This window comes from uncultured Clostridium sp., from assembly GCF_947039605.1.
Lineage (GTDB): Bacteria > Bacillota > Clostridia > Clostridiales > Clostridiaceae > Sarcina.
In genome coordinates this window covers 1-19,928 of sequence record NZ_CAMQZG010000012.1, presented here as the reverse complement: position 1 = coordinate 19,928, position 19,928 = coordinate 1, and the positions used below count along the sequence as shown (strand labels likewise).

Genomic DNA, 19,928 nt, shown 5'->3' with positions numbered 1-19,928 from the left:
ACACTCACCTCCTATTCCCCAATTCCTGACTCTTCAAATTTCTCTTCAAATTTAGTTAACTTACCATGTAACTTAGGTTTAAAGAAATATCCTAAAAGTAAGAATATAATTGAAAACGTAGCGAGTGCAATCAAATCACTTGCCACATGAGAGAATATAGGTCCTGCAATTGCTTCTCTAAATACATTTACTGCATAACTAAAAGGCATTAAAGGTTCTATAATTCTAAAGAATAATGGTAAAACTTGAATTGGATAAGTCCCACCAGTTCCTGCAATCTGAATAACCATTAAAACTATCGCAATAGCTTTTCCAAAGTTTCCAAAAATAGAAACTAAAGTAAAGATTATAATACTGAAAGTTATAGCGGTTGCTATTGATACTCCAACTAATAATGGAACACTAGCTGCTTGAACTCCTAAAAGATACTTATCTCCTAGTGCAACTATTATAGCCTGAATAATTGCTATAACCATAAATGTAAGTAACTTTCCAAAATATCTTTCTCTAATACTAATTTTCTCTAATCCTTCAAAATTAGGAGGATTAGTTTTTAAAAGTGAAGTTAGTAAAAGTGAACCAACCCAAAGTGCTAACACTGTATATATAGGTGTCATTCCTGAACCATAATTATCAATTTTAAATATTGATTCTTGGTGTATATTAAATGGTGTTGAAATGAAATTACCCATAATAGCTGGATTTCCTTGAAGTACAGCTATCATTTGGTCTAAATTATCATTACTTATACTTCCAAGATTTTTTGCAAGTTCTGATATAACTCCAGTAAATTGATTTAATGTAGTTTTTAAACTTGCAGCTGTCCTTGCGGCCATCTGTGTATTTGAACTAGCTGAATTAACAACATCCTGAACTTTTCCTACAAGCCCATTAGCCTCATTTATAAGGCCTGCTGCTGTTTTAGTTGTATTTGAAAGGTTACTTCCTATTGATTGAAGTTGACCCTTTGTATTGTTGTTATAATTATCTATAGCATTTCCAAGTGAATTAGAAATTGAATTAGTTCCATCAGTTAAACCTGTAATAACTGATTCTTTAACTTTTCCTGCTTGGTCAATACTACCTGATGCAATTCCTAAACTTTTAATTTGATTAGAAACTGAATTCTTAATATTTGTAACATTAGTAATCATTTGTGTTACATACTTATTATTTACTGTCCCATTTATCTTTTCTAAGAAAGTAGTAATAGCACTCAGTGATGTCTCAACATTAGTAAGTCTATTCTTTGCATTAGCAATTGTAGCCTTTGCTTGCTCTGCTGTAACATTATCTGTATTAAGACCTGCTAAAGAATTTTGAACATTTTGGACATTCGCTTTCGCAGTACTTAAATTCACACTAATATTATTAAATGCTGAATTTAAAGTAGAATTTGTATTATCAATAATTGAACTTGTATTTACTGTAATACTTTGAACATTACTAAGACTTGAGCTAATTGCTGGCAATGCAGTTTTAACTGTATTTATATATGTCCCAAGACTAGTTGCTCCTGAACTAACACCATTTAAAACATTATTTATAAGTCCCATATTATTATTAATATTAATGATTGACTCTTTAAGATTAATTATATTTTGCTTATTCTCATTTAATTTATCACCAACCGCATTTAATTTTGTAAATAACTCTGAGTTAACAGATTCAACAAAACTCGTTTTAATTTGAGTGACTAATGTTTGTTCAGCAACTTCCGTAATTTTATTTGCTACCGGGTTTACCTTTGTATTAACTTTATAAATAATATCTGCTTTTGTAGGATTTTCTGTAGTTATACTAGCTAAACTTTCTGAAAAGTTTGCTGGAATTTCAATCATAGCATAATACTTACCATCAACAAGACCTACATTTCCTTCTTCCTTGCTCACAAACTTCCATCCAATTTTATCATTTGAATGAAGCTCATCTATTATACCATCACCTATATTTATGTTTTTCCCTGCAAGTGTCGCACCTTTATCTTCATTAATGACCGCAACTGGTAGTGTTCCTGTATTTGAATACGGATCCCAAGCTGCTTTTATATTAATCCAAGCATACAAAGATGGAATAATGCAAAGCCCTACAATTATTAAAAGTGCTATTGGATTTGTAAAAATACTCTTAATATCTCTTTTAAAAACTTTGAAAACATTCCTCATGTAACATCGCCTCCTCTTTTGTTTAATATTATAGTGTCTTCTTATTTAGTGAAATTTATTTAAAATAAATTTTATTTCTTATATTAAATATATCAAAAATTAGTTTACAAGTAAACTAATTTACACTTAATAAAACCTTACTAACACTAAACACAAAAAAATAGCTTACTAATCCGCATTAGTAAGCTATTTTACTCTATTTAATAAACTTTCTCTCTAGTTACCGTCTCATACTTATCAACTAAACTAGTATCATCTTCCCCATTGCCTTTATCATCATTTCTAAATATAAATTTAAGCATTACTGGTGTAACTATAGTAGTTACAACAACAACTATGACAACTGGTGCAAGAAACTTAGGATTCATAAGCCCAACAGCTATCCCTTTACTTGCAACGATCAAGGCAACTTCACCTCTTGAAACCATTCCCGTTCCAATTTGGAAAGCCTCTTTATTATTATACTTACAAAGTTTTGCACCTAAAGCACAACCAAATACTTTAGTTGTAACTGCTATTATTAAAAGTAACAATGTAAATAATACTATAGTACCATTCATCTCTGTAAGTTCAACTTTTATCCCAATACTCGCAAAGAATATAGGTGATAAAATCATATATGATAAGGTTTCAAATCTAGCATTTATATAATGTGTTTTTGCTGTATTCGATATAATCAGACCTGCTATAAAAGCACCTGTTATATCTGCTACTCCAAAGAACTCCTCAGCAACAAATGAAAGAAGTAAACATAATGCAAAAGCAACTATAACAAATCTTCTTAAATCAGCCTTATAATTTGCAACCCACTTCATGAAAACAAAATGGAAAACAACCCCCATAATAGCGGCAAATACAAAGAATAAAATTATCTTTAGAAGAACTATTCCCACATTTACAGAAGAATCTGCCATACTTGTTATCAAAGTAAGACCTATTATTCCAAGGATATCATCTATCAGTGCTGCTCCAAGTATTGTATTACCAGCTCTTGTATTAAGCTTACCAAGCTCTTTTAAAGTTTCAACAGTAATACTTACTGAAGTTGCAGTTAAAATAATCCCTATAAAAATATTTTCTAGCATAGCTTTTCCACCTACACCATCATTAAAGAAATGTGATACTATAAATCCCCCGATTAAAGGTAACAAAACTCCCATTATAGCAACGCAAAATGAAACTTTCCCTGTCTTTTTAAGTTCTTTTATATCTGTTTCTAGTCCTGCTGTAAACATTAAAACTATAACTCCAAGTGACGCAATTTGCTGAATAAAATCAGTTTCATGCAAAATATCTAATGCTGCAGGTCCAAGTACAAGACCTGCAATTAAAGCCCCTACGACTTGTGGCATATGCAATTTTTTTGTAATTAAGCCTAAAAGTTTAGTGCTTAGCAAAATAATTGCAATGTCTAGCAAAAATTTATGTGACATTACAATTGTCCCCCTTAAATTGAATTCTAAAGAAAATTATATTCCTATTTTAACTTCTCTACAAACCCCCTTTTTATCCCTTTCTTTAGATTTCTATCTATTTTAATTCATTGTTACCTTTACATAGCTAAAATACATTTCTATCCTCTGTGTACCTCTCTATACCTCCATTTTTTGTATTTATTAACAATTATTAACACTTTATTAAAGGTTTATATATTATTTTTTAATAAATTTCTGATATTTCAACTTATATATTTCTGATTTCAAAAATATTATCTCATACTTCAACTGTTTTTCTTAATCAGAAACTATAAATTCACATAAACTTTATCTAATATTTTTTAATATCTATTAAAACTTGAAATTTGTATACTATAATAAGGAAAGATAAAAAATGATGGAGGTGAAATATTGCTAAATAATAGCAATACATATATATGATAATAAGAGATAAATTCACATGCCCACTAGAATTATCCCTAGATTTGATAAAAGGAAAATGGAAACCAATAATTATATGGATTTTAAGACATGGACCATACCAATTATCATATCTTGAGAGAAATATAGAAGGTATTAATCAAAAAATGCTTATACAGCATTTAAAAGAATTAGCAGAATTTGATATAGTAGATAAAAAAGTCTATGATGGTTATCCATTAAAAGTAGAGTACTTTTTAACAGATTGGGGTAGAAGATACCTTGATGGACTTATTATTTTTCAACAAATAGGAAAAGAGTTCTTAGAACAGCAGTAGTACTCTGTTCTTAGAACTCTTTATTATATAATTCAAATTTGGAATTTTAGATTTTTTTTAGTTTTGGTCTTTTAGGATTTTCTTTTACTCGTGTCTATATAATCCAGTTAAATGAGCTTGCTCTAAGATGTGACCTCTCATAGCACTGTAAAGATCATTTACAAAGAAGTTCTCTTCTAAGTTTAACTCACAGTCTAATGCATAAACTCTTAGCTCATATGTGTGTGTACAGTTAGGTGGAGCCATTCCGCCATATGCTGCTGCTTCTTCTCTTGATAAAGCATTTTCACCCATCATTGCTGCACCCCAGCTATTGATTCCTTGAAGGAAATCTGTTGCTGTAATACTTTCATTTTCTGCAACCTTAGTTCTTTTAAGATTTGCTCCTGCCCAGTGTACCCATGTGAATCCACATACTGGCATAGCATCATGGTCATCTAATACAAATGCAAAAGTTTTTGTTCCTTCTGGTGCTCCTTCTATTTCAAAATCTATTGATCTTGATGGCATTCCCTTTGTGAAATCTTCACCATGCTTACCGAACTTGTCCTCAAAGTGACCTTGTGCATTTATAGAGTTACTTAATATTTTCATCATTGAAAATTCCTCCTCTTATGTTTATCTATTTTATTCTTAGTTGTCAATTTTACTCTGCTAATATTATTATTCATTATTACAAGTCTTTTATACTTGTCTTAAAAGCAACTTGTGTGTCGCTTACAAATATTATTATATCCTACCTACAAATTTTTAAAAGTACCGACTTTTTTGTAAGTAACCTTTATTTGTGCTCTAACTCTAAAAATAAAAAAAGAAAAGCTACTATTCATGCTATTTCTAGCACTATAATAACTTTTCAAAATTTTATTCTATTCTTTCACTAGCTACTTCAACATAGTCTTTTACAAGTTGAATACTTTCTTCTCCTGGGTCATTTTGACCTGGTTTATTTTTGAATACTATTTTTAATAATATTGGTGCTGCTATTGTAGTTGCAATAACCATTATAACTACAGGAACTAAAAACTCTGGTGCCATAAGCCCAACCGCCATTCCTTTATTTGCAACTATAAGTGCAACTTCACCTCTTGAAACCATTCCCGCCCCAACTTGCATTGCCTCTCTATTGCTATAACCAAAGAACTTGACTCCAAGCCCTCCACCTATAATCTTCGTTAGTATAGCTACTACTATTAAAACAATTGTAAATATGATAGTTTTCATATCCATAGAATCTACATTTAGCTTTATACCTATACTTGCGAAGAATATTGGGGATAATAATATGTATGATAATGTTTCAAATTTCTTGTTTATAAAGTGGGTTCTCTCTGTATTAGATATAACCATACCTGCAATAAATGCACCTGTTATATCTGTAACTCCAAAGAACTCCTCTGCTATGTATGATAGTCCTAAACACAATACAAATGACATGATAACAAATCTTTTCATATCTTTTCCATGCTTTGCTGTCCATTTTATAAATAATTTTCTTACTATAAATCCTACAATTCCTGCAAAAACAAAGAATAATACAATTTTAAGTAAAACTATTCCTATACTAACTGTTGAATCAGCCATACTTGTAACCACTGTAAGCCCTATGATTCCAAGGATATCATCTATAAGTGCTGCTCCAAGTATTGTATTTCCAGCTCTTGTACTAAGTTTTCCAAGTTCTTTCAGAGTTTCTACAGTAATACTTACTGATGTCGCTGTTAATATAATTCCTATAAATACATATTTAAGCATTACATTAGAACCTGAACCTTCATGGAATACCATTGCTAATATTATTCCAGCTACAAGTGGAATAATAACTCCTAAAAGAGCTGCTGCAAGAGATGCTTTACCTGTTTTTTTAAGTTCTGCTACATCCGTCTCAAGACCTGCTGCAAACATTAAAACTATAACTCCAAGTGATGATAATTGATCTATAAAATTAGTTTCATGTAATATTCCAAGTACAGATGGTCCTAAAATAACTCCTGCAAGAAGTGCTCCCACAACCTGTGGTAACTTAAACTTTTTTGTTAATAGTCCAAATAATTTTGTACTTAGAAGTATTAATGCAAGGTCTAATAAATAACCATGTGACATTAAATCTTCCCCTTTCGGTTTTATCTTATGTTTTGTAATTTAATAATATTTTATATATTATTTTTGAATTTTTTAAAATTTTGTCATAATTTATTAACAAAAATTCTCCTTTTATGTGATTGATATTGATTTACCTTTAGTATAAACCATTTTTGTTATATTTTCTATATAATCTTAGTAGTATTACTTTACTCATTAATATTTTTACACAAATTGATATATCTATCCCTACTTTTTTACCATAAAAATAAAAGATGTAGAATCCTATACCTTTAATATATTTTTTACAAATTAATAATTGCCCTACCTATATAAAAAAGTGCTATCGCAATCATTATCCAAGTAGCAAGGTAATATAGCGCCTCTCCTTTTGCAAGCTTCTTCTTATCAAATAATTTTGCACCTTTATCTGTAAAGAATTCTAAAAATTCCATCATTATCAGTTTTATCATCTCTCATTCTTCCAACAGTCTTTATATCTAATATTTTTTCTCTTCCTTTTGAATACTAAGTTAGAATATAAATCTATAACATAACTTAACATTTCTAAATCCTCTATATAATTTAATTTCACCACTTATAACCCCTCACTTACATTTGAATGCTCAATAATATAGTCGCAAGCTTTCACTTAATCCTTTCATTCTTTTTGAAATTATTTTTTAACTATTTTGTATTTGAAATCCTTTTCATAAACAGTTAAAATAAAAAATGTAATAATTAATCGTAAACAAATTTTTAATAAACTTTAAACAAAGGACGAGGTATCATAAATGGAAAATAAAAAATTCACGCCATTCCAAATAGGTTTTATAGTATTTTTCTCAATAATAAGTATTATCGTATTCTTACTTCCAGCTTGGACACATAGTTCAACATGGGGAGAAGTATTTGGAATAGTTTCAATTATAAGTCTTATTTCAGCAGTCTCTGGAGTATTTAACTCAATCTATATCGCAAGAGCAGATATAGGAGCTTACTTCTTCTGGATAATAAATACTTTAACTTATGCATTTATAGCATATAAGAGTCAATTTTATGGACAAGTTATACAAAATATTGTTTTTATTTTCCCACTAGAAGTTATTGGTCTTATTTCATGGATGAAAGCTTTAAAGAAAAAGAAAGCATCAAATAATCAAGATGATAGTATAGATGTTAAAAAATTCGGTTCAAAAGAATGGATTCTTACAATAATTGGGCTTGTAATATTTTGGGTAGCATATGCTGCATTCACTTATTATCTACCAAATATAATGGAAGCATTATTCCATGTTAAAATAGCTCCTGATAGTGATCTTATACTAGATTCACTTACAGCTATCCTAACAATATATGCCGTTTGGTTAACAGGACAAAGATACTTAGAGCAATGGACATTCTGGTTATTATCTAACGGAATAGGAGTTGTTTTATTCTTAAAACCAGTAGTAATGCAACTTATCCACCACGGAACTGTAAATGTAACAACAATGTCAGGTGCTGTAGGTTGGATTCAATACTTAACAAGTGCTATCTATGGATTCATTTGTTGGAGAGCTTTATACAAAAGAAAACATGCAAAAGCTTAATATAATATAAAAAATGTGGATAACTTTTATTAAAAGTTATCCACATTTTTTTATCTTTATAAAAGAAAAAGGCTATCAAAATGCACTAGTTTCGATAGCTTTTGTATTCTATATTTTATAGATCATCTACTAAAGCTCCAGCCTTTGCATAAGCTGTTGACTTTGCTTCAAAGAAATCTGTTTTAACCATATTAGGATCTGAATATTGGTCTACCCATTTAGCTGGATTTTCTGTATGTTCTGGATATAATATTTCAAAGCCTAAATCTTTAAGTCTTAAATTCCCTATATATTTAATATAGTTCTCTATAAGAGTTTCATTCATTCCTTTAATTCTATTTCCAATTACATATTTACCCCAGGCTATTTCACTTTCAACTCCAGTTTGAACCATACCTCTAAGTTCTGCTACAAACTCCTTAGTAAATATCTCTGGCATTTCTCCTATAAGTTCTCTTATCATATTTCTAAATAACCAAAGGTGAGTATTTTCATCTCTGTTTATATATCTGATTTCTTGAGCTGAACCTGGCATTTTTCCATTTCTCTCAAGATTATAGAAAAACATAAATCCTGAATAGAAGTAAACTCCCTCAAGAATATAGTTAGCCATTACAGATTTTATAAAAGTATGCATTGTTGGATTTTCTATAAATCCATTATATAAATCACCAATGAATTTATTTCTTCCAAGAAGAACTTCATCATCTTTCCATTGATATAATATTTCATTTCTTTGCTCTGGTGAACAAATACTATCAAGCATATAGCTATAACTTTGTGAGTGCACCGCTTCTTGGAATGCCTGAATTGTAAGACATAAATTAACCTCTGATGCTGTAACATAGTTATTTATATTCCCAAGGTTAGCTGTTTGAATTGAATCAAGGAAAATTAAGAAAGAAAGTATCTTATCATAAGCAGTTTTTTCATCATGTTCAAGCAATTTATAATCCTTTAAATCTTGTGCAAGGTTTATCTCTTCTGGTATCCAGAAGTTATTCATTGCTTGTCTGTACCAATCTGAAACCCATGAATACTTCATATTATTAAAATCATTAAGGTTAGTAGTATTACCATTAACCATTCTTTTTTTAGATACTTCTATATCTCCAAACTCATTAAATAGAGCTTTCTTATTAATTATCATTACACACCTCTTTATATTTATAGAAACTTAAACCCCAATTTTTAAATTGGGGACTAAATTTATTTATTATCTATTTTATAATTGCTATTTTCTTCTTTAAAAGAAACCCTTCGCTAGCTGGGTAAGTTCCACTATCCAAATCAAGATTGGGGGTGTCACTTATGCTGAGCACATTGCGCATTCTTCTATTTCAAGAGACTTACTTCTTACGTAGTAAATACTTTTAACGCCTTGATTACATGCCTGAATATAAAGATTAGCTATTTGTCTCATAGTTAAATCTGTTGTTATATAAAGGTTAAATGATTGTGCTTGGTCTATATGTCTTTGTCTTATAGCTGCAGCTTCTACTGACCACTGTTGGTCCATGTCATATGCTGACATATATAAGTATCCATTATCTGCTGTTAAATTTGGTGCAGTTTTAGGAATTATACTTCCCTTTTTCTCTTCTAGCCAGAACTTAGCCATTACTGGGTCTATTCCCTCTGAAGTTCCTGCTATTGTAGCTGTTGAGCCATTAGGAGCAACTGCAAATAGGTAACCATTTCTCATACCAAACTGAGATATTTCTTCTCTTATATTATCCCATTTTTCTGTATTATATCCTCTAAGCTTAAAGTAATCTCCATTATCCCAATCAGAACCTTCAAATAAACTATATCTACCTTTTTCCTTAGCTATTTTAATACTAGCCTTGATAGCATAATAGTTAATATCCTCATAAACTTTATCAACAAAAGCAAAGTGCTTCTTACTATCCCAAACAATTTTATTGTTAGTTAGCATATGATGGTATCCTGAAGTCCCAAGACCAATTGCTCTGTATCTTTTATTAGTTACCTCTGCATATGGTACTGAATAATAATTAAGGTCTATAACATTATCCATAGCTCTAATTTGAGTTTCAACTATATCTTCAAGTTCTTCCTGTGAGTTAACATCAACATTACCTAAAACAACTGATGATAAATTACAAACAACAAAATCTCCAGCCTTAGTTTTCTCAACTATTATCTTATCTCCATTTTCATCAACTATTTCAGTTTGCAACACCTCCGCAGCACTCATATTTTGCATAATCTCAGTACATAAGTTTGATGAATAAACCATTCCCTTATGCTTATTAGGATTCATTTTATTTACTGTATCTCTAAAGAAAGCAAATGGAGTTCCTGTTTCAGCTGCACTCTTAATTATAAGTCTTACAACATCTCTAACTTCCATAACTCTCTTATCTATTGCATCATTTTCTACACAATCATAGTATTTTGTTTCCCACTCTTCTCCATAAAAATCTTCAAGTGAATATCCCATAACTTCTTTTATTTGGTGTGGACACATCATATACCACTTAGATGACATATCCTTCTCTGCAAGTTTCCAAAATAAATCTGGGTAGCAAATACCAGGGAAAACATCATGTGCTTTCTTTCTATCATCTCCATTATTAGTTCTTATCTGTAAAAACTCTGCTACATCCTTGTGCCAAGCATCAAGCCATATAGCAACAGAACCATTTCTAACACCAAGTTGATCAACTGCAATAGCAGTATCATTCATAAGCTTAACCCAAGGTATAATTCCACCTGAAGCCCCTTTAAACCCTCTTATTGAAGACCCAAGCGCTCTAACTTTACCAATATAAATTCCCATTCCACCACCGAACTTAGAAACTTTAGCAAAATTGTCCACAGTCTTATATATTCCATTTAAACTATCATCAACTGTATCTATAAAGCATGAGCTTAATTGATAAAAAGGCTTTCTAGCATTTGACATTGTAGGTGTTGCCATTGTTGCTTTAAGCTGACTTAATGAATTATAAAATCTCTTAGCCCAGTATAATCTATCTTCCTTCTTCTCTGGTATAGCAAGGTGCATAGCAATTCCCATAAACATCTGCTGTGGAAGTTCTGTTTTACTTCTATCAAAATTCTCAACTAAATATCTTTCAGCTAAAAGTTTTATTCCGCTATAAGTAAATAAGAAATCTCTCTCTGGTTTTATTGCACTCTCTAATTCTTCTATATCTTCTTTAGAATAATTTTCTAATATATATTTACCATATAATTTTTTCTCTGTTAGTTCTTTTACAAGCTCATAATAATTATCATAAGCTACCTCGCTACTTCTCTCTCTATTTTTCGCGATGTCTTCTCTTAGGTTTAGGACATATATATGTGAAGCTATGTCCTGCCAATTCGGTTCAAACTGAGTTGTCAATTCTAACGCTGTTTGTATAATAGAATTGTTAATTTCTCTCTCATTCATATTCGATGTTAATATATTCTCTAATGCTGCTTTTAAATCCCCCTCTGAATAGCTTTCAGATCCCTCTCTTAAATAGCCCATTGCCTGTGTACATGCCTTGTTTATCATATTTCTCTAAATCCCCCTATACAACATATAGTATCCTTTTATTTACGTCCAACTATTAAACACTATATCTAGTGTTTTGCCTTCTCTATTATAGTTATTAAATTACCCCTTGTAAAACCAACTTTGTTTTGTTTTCTAGTGAAAACATTATGTAATCTTATGCTACTTAAAAATACCTCTATATTTAATGTATATCTGTAATAACTATTAAAAATTTATTATTATATTATTTTTCCACAAATAACTTTTAAAGTAAATATTTTTTTATAAAATTAACATCTAAAATATATGAAAAAAATGCCGATAATTTTATCGACCTTATAAATTTGAAAGGAGAAATTTATGGATGTAGGAAGAATGTCTATGTCAATGAGTCAAAACTCACTTAAAAGTGCAGTTTCTATATCATTGCTAAAAATGACAATGAATAATAATCAAGAAGTCGCAAATGGAATGACTCAAATGTTAGAATCAATAATGGTAACAGACTCAAATCGTGGAACTAAACTAGATACTAGAGCATAAAAAAATCTGTGGATAATTTCCACAGATTTTTTTAATTATTTTAAATAGTTTAGTTGTCTAGCATCAGTATCAACAACTTCCTTAATTATTGATTTTATCTCAGTCTTAGTTATTTCAAGTTCTGAAAAACCACCAATTTGACAACCAAAAATCATCTCCATATTATTATAAATCATAGCATAAACATGCTTTTTTGCCTCAACAACTTCATCATCAGAAAACATTGAATCATACAATGTTTTTGCTTCATTTCTTACATACTTAATATCCTTTTCTTTGTAATTTTCCATCTCCATACGCCTCACTTTCTCATTTGTTCTACAAGTGTCTAAAAGCACTCTCTCTTTTTTTATTATTTACTTACTATTATCCTAAAAAAATATGTGTAATTTATAAAAAAGAGCTACCCTTTTAATAAAGGTAACTCTAAATTTTAAAAATCCACTCTACAAGGAGCGTGCATTGACTCATTAAACATTTCAGATCTTCTTTTTTTATTTATAATATTTGTAGCTCTCATCTTAAATCTCTCTACTTCTTTATATGAATAAAAAGTAGCTAAATCAAGTGCTGCAAATAAAACATCCATCACTAGATATTTTAAATCTTGAAGATTTTGCATATTAGCCTCATCAACCTCTACAACATCAGCTTTTATTTTTATATCCTCAAACTTAACTTGATAACTTTTAAGTTTATCTAAAATCCCCTCATTCTCACATTTCCCTAAATCTGAATCAACAAGGTCAGATATATATGACATATATTCCTGTGAATATTTTTTATACTCATTATATAAAGTTACTAAATCCATCTTTTTAAACATCTCCTATCAAATAAAATTCTTATTATTTCATTATACAATATTTATCAATACTATTCGTATATTTAATATTTAATCATCTTATACTATTGGAAATATATAGAATAAAGATATCTTTTTTATACTAAAAATATTTTTTTAAACTTTTAGCTTTGCTAAAGGTAAAAAAAGTTTAAAATCACTTTAATTTCATCAATTTATTCCTTAAATAGATTATAATAGGCTCATTTTTTTTTTTTTACATTCTAAAATCCAAGTGATACTATGTAAATATATTAAAGAGTAGAGGTGATTAGACATGGGTCATACAGGTGATAGAAAATTCAAAGAAAATGCAATACACACAGAAAAAACTAAATTAAATGAATTAAGAAGAGAAGAACAAAGAGAAGAATTAAAAGAAGAACACAAAGAAAGTTTTAAAGAAGAACATAAATTTGGTGGCGAAGCTTTTGATCATCACAAACACTAATCAGTAATTTTTTTAATCAAAGGAGGACCTAGAAATGGAATTATTATATACAGAATTAGAATTAGAATTAGATACATTATTTAATAAAAAATCAGACTTAGTAGAATTTGAAAAATTCTTAAAAGCTTACGGAATAGAGGATAGTCTTGAGGACGTAACTTTAAAACACACAAAAAAAAGATTAGAAACTCTTTTAGCAATTGCTGAAGAAGGAACTGATATAAATCTTGTGGCTAAAAAAGATATTCTTAAAAAATTATTAGAAAATCTTAAAAACCATAAAGAACAAAGAGAAGCTATGAAAGCTGTTAGAGAAGTTTACACTAATGAAGCTACTAAAGATCATATGGATATAGCAGAGCTTGATAAAAGTATTAAACACTCATTAAGAGAGTATAAAAAATACGAGCACTTCAAAAAACACGAACAAAATATAGCTGATAAATGGATAAAAACACTTAGTAAATAAGGTATCAAGCAATTTATTGCTTTTTATAAATCCCAAATATACTCCACAATATATTTGGCGAAAATTTTTTGTCAATATGTTTTTTGATTAATTACCCCTAATTTAATTAATTAAAAAAGCATATGACACTCCTAAATGTCTACAAAAAAAGCACAACCTATACAGGTTGTGCTTTTTCGATTGTAACTATCTCACAATCACTAATATCAATTTCCCCCTCATGTAAAAACAAATATGTACCTGCAAATAATAAAGATCTTAACCTCGTGCTATTTAACATAATGTTTTCCCAATACTCTTTTGCCTCCTGGGTATAACTCATATATTTATCAAATTTTTTCAATGTCTTGTCATTTACAGGAAAGAATTCACTCTCATCATCTGGATCAAAATTTAAGTATATGCACATTTTTTTTCTATCAAGTTTATTTAAGTCAATTTTATAAAAACTAGTTCCCTCAAAACTAATTCCAACTCGTCTTTTAAGTTCTTCCTCTAAAATATTTGGTGGAATAGGTGTCATAAAAATCACATCTCTTTTTTCACAATTAAGTACACCAACCTTTTGATTTTCACGCTTATATTGATTTGGAAATTTAGACATTTTACCCTTATATAACTCTTCGCTTGTTTTACACAAATCTCTCATTGGAACTATTTTCTCACTAAGCATATCTTCCCTAACAGCATGGTATACGTACATATAACTTCATCCTCTTTTATTTATAATTATTAGTATAATTGACACTCCACACCACTAAAGCTGGTGGGATTCTATAAGCTAATCTTAGTGTATTTCTACCAAAGAAAACTCTTATAGGTAATTATAAACAAATTTATAAAGTAAATAAATCCCTTTCAGTGAATCGCTAACTTAGGTTCTGCAAACTATAGCTATATAACCTTAGCGAAAGCTAGTATCTTTCCACACTCTTTGAAATGCTTAAAAGGCTTAAAAGCCTTCTAAAAGGTATTTTTACCATTGCTATTTGTATTATATTGGTATATTTTAAAATCCCATAAAAAAACTACCACTATATTTTAGTGGTAGTTTTAAATTAAGCTTTAATAGCGACTATTAAGTTTCTGTTTATTGATTGGTCTACTCTATGTAGGTAATCATTATATGGTTCCTCATCAAGAACTTTGAATCCCTTTTCTTCCATAAGAACTGCAAGGTCTTCTCTTTTCATTGTAAATTCATTAAATGAAAGTACTATTGACCCTTTTGCTTTTAAAGCTGTGTGCCAAGCAGGTAATGCTGACTGTAAAAGCCATAAAGGATTTCTCTCCATATTTGATACTCCCTGATTTTTACTTCCATGCTGAACACCGTATGGTAAATCAGAAACTATAATATCACATGATTTTTTCTTTAAAATCAAATCTGATTTTCTAGTATCAGCAGAATATAACTGCATTGTTTGGAAATCTCCGTTTAAGAAATCTTCTTTTTCAACTGCTGCTGTTAACGTAAAGCTATCAGCCATCTTTTTGCCATTAGGTCCTGGTATTTTAGCTGTTTGTATTCTATGTTTATACTTTCCTGTTTTCATAAATCTAACTATGAAAGTTTCTATTTCATGTACCCATTTCTCATCTATCTCTATACCAACAACATCAAGCCCTCTTATTAATCCCTCATATAATGTAGTTCCCTTACCACACATAGGATCTAAAAGTTTTAAAACTGGTGCTTTAGTTTCACATGCACTAACTGCAAGATTAACCATAAGTCTTGTGAATTGCTCATTTGTCTTACCGTTATATCTAAGTATTTGTGTCATACTCTCTGGGAATGTTTTAAAATCTTCTGGTGATATTGGTTTTAATAAAGCACCCTCAACAATTTCAAATAAAGCATAATATATAGAAGATGTTCCTATAGCTTTTAATATTTCTGCTGTTAAAGGTTCTTTAGTTTTAAAGCATATACAAGCTGGAAGTCCTATATTTCCCTCTTCCACTTCCATAAGTTCTATTTCATAGCCTGATGTTATAGCCTTTAACTCTGAATAAGCTATACTCATAGCCGCATCAAAATATATTCTGTTATGTCCTGGATTTGCTAAAATTGCATATTGATTCATTCTTTTGTACCTCTCTCATTTCTTTATAATTATATTTACAATATTACATTACATAATATAAAATTGCTAGAAAAAAGAGCTAGTAAAAACTAGCTCTCATGATTATAACTTTTTAACAAACTCTGATTTTAAGCACATAGCTCCAAAACCATCTATTTTACAATCTATGTTGTGGTCACCATCAACAAGTCTTATATTTTTAATTTTTGTACCTTTTTTAAGTGCAAATACAAATCCCTTAACTTTAAGGTCTTTGATCATTGAAACTGAATCTCCTGATTGAAGTATGTTTCCGTTTGAATCTTTAACTACTAAAGCAAACTCATCTACAACTTCTTCACCTTGACCCCACTCGTGAGCACATTCTGGACAGATATATAAACTTCCATCCTCATAAACATATTCTGATTTACACTTTGGACAATTTGGTATACTCATTCTAAAATTCCTCCTAATAGCATTCTTTAAGAATAACTTTATCTTATATTTCGTATTTTTTTGCAAATTGAATTCCTGCTTATATTTGCTTAACAAATTAAACTAAACAATTAAGCCTAAATTTATTTTACCCAAATATAAGTTATGTACTAATTACTAATGCAAAAAACATATAGGCATTTCCCTATAGGAGTATATAATATCATAGTCTTACAATATTGACAAACTAGCCCCTTTTCTTCCATATTAAGTAAAAAAGTAATCTAAGTTTTTAATACTTAGATTACTTTTTCATCAATTAACACTTACTAATCTAAAACTAACAAATTTTAAAAATACTAATATTAGCTTCTATTCCAAGATCAGTACAAAGATGAATGTGATCTCCTGGGCCATCTGGACTACAATTTCTTAAAGTTATTGCAGAACAAGCACTAAGACAAAGAACTAAACTACCAGTAATTGTTGTACATAATTTATTATCAGGACCTGGATTAGGAACTAGAGACCCACCTCTACTACAATCTTGAATTAAATCATTAACATATATGCACATTTGATTATTTATACTTCCATCATAATCAGCAATTCCAATAATTTCATTATGAACCATATATGAAATATAATACACGCCCGCTTCACATACTTCTATATGTCTATCACGCCCTCTTCTTCCACCTCTTACTAATTTAATACCCTCAATACAATTACTACCTTTATCAAATCTAACTTCCTCACCTCTATAAACATGTTGTTCTAAATTTTCAGTACAAAATGTTGCATATGAATGTCCACTACTATTTGTATTATCACAATTTCCATAATTCATATTGTTGCAACTTCCATAATTTGATTTATTACATCTACAAGGATTGCACCCACAAATATTACAGTTACTATTACTGCTACAACTACAATTTCCATATTTATCTCTTCCCATTTTTTGCTCCTCTTTCTAATTATTTTTATACTATATACTATTCACTACAATTAAATTATGTTACTCTTTCATCTGCTTTACATAAAAAAAAGAGAGTAATTCCCTCCTTTTTAAAGGTTTAATTACTTCTCTTTAAATACTTTATCACTATTAGTATCTTTAATTACAACAACCACAGCATCTTTTTTTGCACTTACATGGATCTACCTTACCTATAAAGTTATACTCATAACAACAAGTACATGGATTATACTCGTAGCTATAAACACATCCATTTATTAGGTAATATTTGCAAGAATAACACCCACAACATCCACAATTATAATTATTATACATTCCCATAACCAACAACTCCTATTATTATATTAAAATTTCTTTAATATATAATATTACACGCCGCATAATTATGTTACTCTTTTTTTTACTTTACCTAATAAAATTTTCATAAAAAAAAGAGCCCTAAAGCTCTTTTGAAATTTAATTAATTCCTGTTGTATATGATGAATATATCCATCCCATTTGCCCATTATATTCTACCTTATACCAACTACCTACTTTTGAATAAACTTTAACCTGCGCCCCTGTAGGTATCTTTCCTAAGATTCCATAACTAGTTCCATAACCAGCTCTTAAGTGTAACCATCCAATAGAACTATCTATTCTAGTAGACCCTAAAGTATCACTTTTAGATTCTTGACTTACCCCTGTTGTATAACTTCCAGATATCCAGCCAATTTCACCATTATAGCTTACTTTATACCAGCCATTCTTTTGACCAAGTACATTCACAGTTGTCCCTGTAGGGATTTTTCCAATCTCTGAATAATTAGTGCTACTTCCACGTCTAAATCTTAACCACCCTATAGAACTTTGAATAGTTGTATTTCCACTTACATTTGTTGATTCCCCAGATCCTCCAGACCCTTGTGAATCTGAATGTATTCCATTAGTATAATCACCCGAAATCCATCCTATTTCTCCATTATATTTAACTTTATACCAGCCATTACTTTTACCTATAACTTCAACACTTGTACCTGTCGGTATCTTTCCAAGCTCTGAATAGTTTGTACTATTTCCACTTCTAAATCTTAACCATCCTATAGAACTCTGAATAGTTGTATTTCCACTTATAGCTTCCACATTTCCTGATGAATCATGACTATCATTTGCTGGAGTCATATAATAAGTCGCTCTAACATAAGAACATCTATTACCCTCACCTGGGATTGTCCCATTACTATGAGCTCCTTTTAATCTTCTTTCATAAGAAACTCTATTATCATAAGCAGCCATCTGCTCATCATTAACATTTGCAATTAAATCACTTTTATCAGCCCAAGATAAAAACATATAAGCATGTGTATCACCAGAGAAAACTACATCTCCTGGCTTTAAATTACTCATATTTGTACTTCTTTTCCATCCATTTTGACCAAGCCAATCTCCAAGACTTGTTGTATATCCAATCCAACTTGGAACATGAACCCCAGCCCCTCTTAAAAGACTTGCTAAATAATAAGTACAATTATTTTTTCTATTTCCGCTATGAAGTCTTACAGCTTCATTCCAAGCACGATTTCTATTGCTTGCACTGATTGTATAATTTGCAACAGTATCACCAACATTATGTCTTGCTAATAATACTACATTACTTTCTATATGTTTTGTCTCCTTAACCTGTGCATTAGCTTGTCCACTATACGTAATTCCTATAACACCAAGCGTTAGACTTGTTAACATAACCACTAATTTTCTTTTGTTCATAATAATACTACCTTAATCCTTTGTTTTTTTATTCTTTTTACATTTTACCATCATTCTGCTTTTTCTTCCAATTTCCAAAGAATGTTTCAATCTTTTACCAAAACAAAATTATTACAAAAAATATTAAACATGCACAGAATTATGTTGAGTCGAATAGTATATATTATAAACTTTGAATATTTAGGAGGACTTTTATGGGAGCTACCTTAAGAGATTTTATAAATCAAGAAATTACACTTCATTTATCTATAGATCATAGATTAATAGGAAAAATTATTGCAATAAAAGGGACTGTACTACAATTAATCATAACTAACACATCACCAAGTCTAAGCCCACCAGCAAATACCACTGTATATATAGATATAGAAAAAATCGTATTTTTCTATCCTGGTATGAGCTATTATCACCAACCTTAAAAAACTATAAAAAAATAAGAGGCTAAATCACTTTAAAATGATTTAGCCTCTTCTGCTTTTCTTCTGGTAGCGGGGACAGGACTCGAACCTATGACCTTTGGGTTATGAGCCCAACGAGCTGCCAACTGCTCCACCCCGCGATATTAATTTGCTCTCTCAAGCTATAAATTTATTATACTACATATATTATATCAGTGCAAAAACATATTTCCTCATCTAAGAGACTCATCTCTCTTAGACTCTTAAAATAACTCTTCAACTACTTATAACTATCATAGTTCAATACTATAAATATAATACTAACTTTTTTAGAAATTTATATAAAACAAAAGGTCAAATCATTCTAAAATGATTTGACCTTTTCCGCTTTTCTTCTGGTAGCGGGGACAGGACTCGAACCTATGACCTTTGGGTTATGAG

Annotated in this window: 22 protein-coding genes and 1 tRNA gene; 6 read left to right on the top strand and 17 right to left on the bottom strand. The window is 29.9% G+C overall.

Annotation, left to right across the window (positions count from 1 at the left end; all coding sequences use genetic code 11):
• Positions 1-11: 11 nt before the first annotated feature.
• Positions 12-2,165 (bottom strand): YhgE/Pip domain-containing protein, encoded by a 2,154-nt coding sequence (locus Q0V24_RS06080; RefSeq protein ID WP_297519017.1) that lies wholly within the window; start codon positions 2,163-2,165, stop codon positions 12-14.
• Positions 2,166-2,365: 200 nt separating this feature from the next.
• Positions 2,366-3,598 carry a cation:proton antiporter gene (locus tag Q0V24_RS06075; protein ID WP_297519019.1) on the bottom strand — a complete coding sequence of 411 codons (1,233 nt, stop codon included), beginning with the start codon at positions 3,596-3,598 and terminating at the stop codon, positions 2,366-2,368.
• 440 nt (positions 3,599-4,038) lie between these two features.
• Here Q0V24_RS06075 and Q0V24_RS06070 point away from each other — a divergent pair, with 440 nt between their 5' ends.
• A complete protein-coding gene (locus tag Q0V24_RS06070; RefSeq protein WP_297519021.1) occupies positions 4,039-4,359 on the top strand; it encodes a helix-turn-helix domain-containing protein in 321 nt (106 codons plus the stop codon).
• Between the two features lie 84 nt (positions 4,360-4,443).
• On the opposite strand, the gene Q0V24_RS06065 is transcribed toward Q0V24_RS06070, so the two are convergent.
• The 4 genes from Q0V24_RS06065 to Q0V24_RS06050 all read right to left on the bottom strand — a co-directional run bounded on the left by Q0V24_RS06065 (position 4,444) and on the right by Q0V24_RS06050 (position 7,036).
• Positions 4,444-4,956, bottom strand: a complete 513-nt coding sequence (locus tag Q0V24_RS06065) for a YbhB/YbcL family Raf kinase inhibitor-like protein (protein WP_366938272.1) — start codon at positions 4,954-4,956, stop codon at positions 4,444-4,446.
• Positions 4,957-5,223: 267 nt separating this feature from the next.
• The gene (locus tag Q0V24_RS06060; protein ID WP_297519024.1) at positions 5,224-6,462 is read right to left on the bottom strand and encodes a cation:proton antiporter; all 1,239 of its coding nucleotides are present in this window, start codon (positions 6,460-6,462) and stop codon (positions 5,224-5,226) included.
• Between the two features lie 284 nt (positions 6,463-6,746).
• Positions 6,747-6,914 carry a hypothetical protein gene (locus tag Q0V24_RS06055; RefSeq protein WP_297519026.1) on the bottom strand — a complete coding sequence of 56 codons (168 nt, stop codon included), beginning with the start codon at positions 6,912-6,914 and terminating at the stop codon, positions 6,747-6,749.
• Positions 6,911-7,036 carry a hypothetical protein gene (locus tag Q0V24_RS06050; RefSeq protein ID WP_297519028.1) on the bottom strand — a complete coding sequence of 42 codons (126 nt, stop codon included), beginning with the start codon at positions 7,034-7,036 and terminating at the stop codon, positions 6,911-6,913. The genes Q0V24_RS06055 and Q0V24_RS06050 overlap by 4 nt, the downstream gene beginning before the upstream one ends.
• A 199-nt stretch (positions 7,037-7,235) precedes the next feature.
• Here Q0V24_RS06050 and pnuC point away from each other — a divergent pair, with 199 nt between their 5' ends.
• Positions 7,236-8,033, top strand: a complete 798-nt coding sequence (pnuC, locus tag Q0V24_RS06045) for a nicotinamide riboside transporter PnuC (RefSeq protein WP_297519030.1) — start codon at positions 7,236-7,238, stop codon at positions 8,031-8,033.
• A gap of 115 nt (positions 8,034-8,148) precedes the next feature.
• Here the strand turns inward: pnuC and Q0V24_RS06040 are convergent, their stop codons facing one another.
• Positions 8,149-9,183 carry a ribonucleotide-diphosphate reductase subunit beta gene (locus Q0V24_RS06040; protein WP_297519032.1) on the bottom strand — a complete coding sequence of 345 codons (1,035 nt, stop codon included), beginning with the start codon at positions 9,181-9,183 and terminating at the stop codon, positions 8,149-8,151.
• Between the two features lie 159 nt (positions 9,184-9,342).
• A complete protein-coding gene (locus tag Q0V24_RS06035; RefSeq protein WP_297519034.1) occupies positions 9,343-11,565 on the bottom strand; it encodes a ribonucleoside-diphosphate reductase subunit alpha in 2,223 nt (740 codons plus the stop codon).
• Between the two features lie 342 nt (positions 11,566-11,907).
• Between Q0V24_RS06035 and Q0V24_RS06030 the strand changes: the two genes are divergently transcribed.
• The gene (locus tag Q0V24_RS06030) at positions 11,908-12,090 is read left to right on the top strand and encodes a YjfB family protein (protein WP_297519036.1); all 183 of its coding nucleotides are present in this window, start codon (positions 11,908-11,910) and stop codon (positions 12,088-12,090) included.
• Positions 12,091-12,125: 35 nt separating this feature from the next.
• Here Q0V24_RS06030 and Q0V24_RS06025 read toward each other — a convergent pair whose 3' ends face one another.
• The gene (locus tag Q0V24_RS06025; RefSeq protein ID WP_297519038.1) at positions 12,126-12,380 is read right to left on the bottom strand and encodes a hypothetical protein; all 255 of its coding nucleotides are present in this window, start codon (positions 12,378-12,380) and stop codon (positions 12,126-12,128) included.
• A gap of 143 nt (positions 12,381-12,523) precedes the next feature.
• On the bottom strand, positions 12,524-12,904 hold the full coding sequence (locus Q0V24_RS06020; protein WP_297519040.1) for a hypothetical protein: 381 nt from the start codon (positions 12,902-12,904) through the stop codon (positions 12,524-12,526).
• A 307-nt stretch (positions 12,905-13,211) separates the two neighbouring features.
• Between Q0V24_RS06020 and Q0V24_RS06015 the strand changes: the two genes are divergently transcribed.
• Together Q0V24_RS06015 and Q0V24_RS06010 are read left to right on the top strand one after the other, a co-directional pair.
• Positions 13,212-13,385, top strand: a complete 174-nt coding sequence (locus Q0V24_RS06015; RefSeq protein ID WP_297519043.1) for a hypothetical protein — start codon at positions 13,212-13,214, stop codon at positions 13,383-13,385.
• Positions 13,386-13,419: 34 nt separating this feature from the next.
• Positions 13,420-13,854: a hypothetical protein gene (locus Q0V24_RS06010; RefSeq protein ID WP_297519045.1), complete on the top strand. Its 435-nt coding sequence runs from the start codon at positions 13,420-13,422 to the stop codon at positions 13,852-13,854.
• A gap of 157 nt (positions 13,855-14,011) precedes the next feature.
• Here Q0V24_RS06010 and Q0V24_RS06005 read toward each other — a convergent pair whose 3' ends face one another.
• From Q0V24_RS06005 to Q0V24_RS05980, 6 genes are all read right to left on the bottom strand, one after another.
• Positions 14,012-14,557, bottom strand: coding sequence for a hypothetical protein (locus tag Q0V24_RS06005; RefSeq protein ID WP_297519046.1), 546 nt, complete (start codon positions 14,555-14,557; stop codon positions 14,012-14,014).
• A gap of 355 nt (positions 14,558-14,912) precedes the next feature.
• On the bottom strand, positions 14,913-15,944 hold the full coding sequence (locus Q0V24_RS06000; protein WP_297519048.1) for a DNA methylase: 1,032 nt from the start codon (positions 15,942-15,944) through the stop codon (positions 14,913-14,915).
• A 102-nt stretch (positions 15,945-16,046) separates the two neighbouring features.
• Positions 16,047-16,382, bottom strand: coding sequence for a zinc ribbon domain-containing protein YjdM (locus Q0V24_RS05995; protein ID WP_297519050.1), 336 nt, complete (start codon positions 16,380-16,382; stop codon positions 16,047-16,049).
• A 319-nt stretch (positions 16,383-16,701) separates the two neighbouring features.
• On the bottom strand, positions 16,702-17,211 hold the full coding sequence (locus Q0V24_RS05990; protein WP_297519052.1) for a hypothetical protein: 510 nt from the start codon (positions 17,209-17,211) through the stop codon (positions 16,702-16,704).
• Between the two features lie 270 nt (positions 17,212-17,481).
• The gene (locus Q0V24_RS05985; RefSeq protein ID WP_297519054.1) at positions 17,482-17,664 is read right to left on the bottom strand and encodes a hypothetical protein; all 183 of its coding nucleotides are present in this window, start codon (positions 17,662-17,664) and stop codon (positions 17,482-17,484) included.
• A 135-nt stretch (positions 17,665-17,799) separates the two neighbouring features.
• The gene (locus tag Q0V24_RS05980) at positions 17,800-19,089 is read right to left on the bottom strand and encodes an SH3 domain-containing protein (RefSeq protein WP_297519056.1); all 1,290 of its coding nucleotides are present in this window, start codon (positions 19,087-19,089) and stop codon (positions 17,800-17,802) included.
• A 194-nt stretch (positions 19,090-19,283) separates the two neighbouring features.
• Here Q0V24_RS05980 and Q0V24_RS05975 point away from each other — a divergent pair, with 194 nt between their 5' ends.
• Entirely contained in the window at positions 19,284-19,508 is a 225-nt protein-coding gene (locus Q0V24_RS05975; RefSeq protein WP_297519058.1) for a hypothetical protein, read from the top strand.
• A gap of 64 nt (positions 19,509-19,572) precedes the next feature.
• Here Q0V24_RS05975 and Q0V24_RS05970 read toward each other — a convergent pair.
• Positions 19,573-19,648, bottom strand: a tRNA-Met gene (locus Q0V24_RS05970).
• Positions 19,649-19,928: the final 280 nt, after the last annotated feature.

Excerpts from the sequence above, each read along its gene's own strand:
- Q0V24_RS06080 (WP_297519017.1), bottom strand. The coding sequence starts at position 2,165 with ATGAGGAATGTTTTCAAAGTTTTTAAAAGAGATATTAAGAGTATTTTT.
- Q0V24_RS06075 (WP_297519019.1), bottom strand. The coding sequence starts at position 3,598 with ATGTCACATAAATTTTTGCTAGACATTGCAATTATTTTGCTAAGCACT.
- Q0V24_RS06070 (WP_297519021.1), top strand. The coding sequence starts at position 4,039 with ATGATAATAAGAGATAAATTCACATGCCCACTAGAATTATCCCTAGAT.
- Q0V24_RS06065 (WP_366938272.1), bottom strand. The coding sequence starts at position 4,956 with ATGATGAAAATATTAAGTAACTCTATAAATGCACAAGGTCACTTTGAG.
- Q0V24_RS06060 (WP_297519024.1), bottom strand. The coding sequence starts at position 6,462 with ATGTCACATGGTTATTTATTAGACCTTGCATTAATACTTCTAAGTACA.
- Q0V24_RS06055 (WP_297519026.1), bottom strand. The coding sequence starts at position 6,914 with ATGATAAAACTGATAATGATGGAATTTTTAGAATTCTTTACAGATAAA.
- pnuC (WP_297519030.1), top strand. The coding sequence starts at position 7,236 with ATGGAAAATAAAAAATTCACGCCATTCCAAATAGGTTTTATAGTATTT.
- Q0V24_RS06040 (WP_297519032.1), bottom strand. The coding sequence starts at position 9,183 with ATGATAATTAATAAGAAAGCTCTATTTAATGAGTTTGGAGATATAGAA.
- Q0V24_RS06035 (WP_297519034.1), bottom strand. The coding sequence starts at position 11,565 with ATGATAAACAAGGCATGTACACAGGCAATGGGCTATTTAAGAGAGGGA.
- Q0V24_RS06030 (WP_297519036.1), top strand. The coding sequence starts at position 11,908 with ATGGATGTAGGAAGAATGTCTATGTCAATGAGTCAAAACTCACTTAAA.
- Q0V24_RS06025 (WP_297519038.1), bottom strand. The coding sequence starts at position 12,380 with ATGGAAAATTACAAAGAAAAGGATATTAAGTATGTAAGAAATGAAGCA.
- Q0V24_RS06020 (WP_297519040.1), bottom strand. The coding sequence starts at position 12,904 with ATGGATTTAGTAACTTTATATAATGAGTATAAAAAATATTCACAGGAA.
- Q0V24_RS06015 (WP_297519043.1), top strand. The coding sequence starts at position 13,212 with ATGGGTCATACAGGTGATAGAAAATTCAAAGAAAATGCAATACACACA.
- Q0V24_RS06010 (WP_297519045.1), top strand. The coding sequence starts at position 13,420 with ATGGAATTATTATATACAGAATTAGAATTAGAATTAGATACATTATTT.
- Q0V24_RS06005 (WP_297519046.1), bottom strand. The coding sequence starts at position 14,557 with ATGTACGTATACCATGCTGTTAGGGAAGATATGCTTAGTGAGAAAATA.
- Q0V24_RS06000 (WP_297519048.1), bottom strand. The coding sequence starts at position 15,944 with ATGAATCAATATGCAATTTTAGCAAATCCAGGACATAACAGAATATAT.
- Q0V24_RS05995 (WP_297519050.1), bottom strand. The coding sequence starts at position 16,382 with ATGAGTATACCAAATTGTCCAAAGTGTAAATCAGAATATGTTTATGAG.
- Q0V24_RS05990 (WP_297519052.1), bottom strand. The coding sequence starts at position 17,211 with ATGAATTATGGAAATTGTGATAATACAAATAGTAGTGGACATTCATAT.
- Q0V24_RS05985 (WP_297519054.1), bottom strand. The coding sequence starts at position 17,664 with ATGGGAATGTATAATAATTATAATTGTGGATGTTGTGGGTGTTATTCT.
- Q0V24_RS05980 (WP_297519056.1), bottom strand. The coding sequence starts at position 19,089 with ATGAACAAAAGAAAATTAGTGGTTATGTTAACAAGTCTAACGCTTGGT.
- Q0V24_RS05975 (WP_297519058.1), top strand. The coding sequence starts at position 19,284 with ATGGGAGCTACCTTAAGAGATTTTATAAATCAAGAAATTACACTTCAT.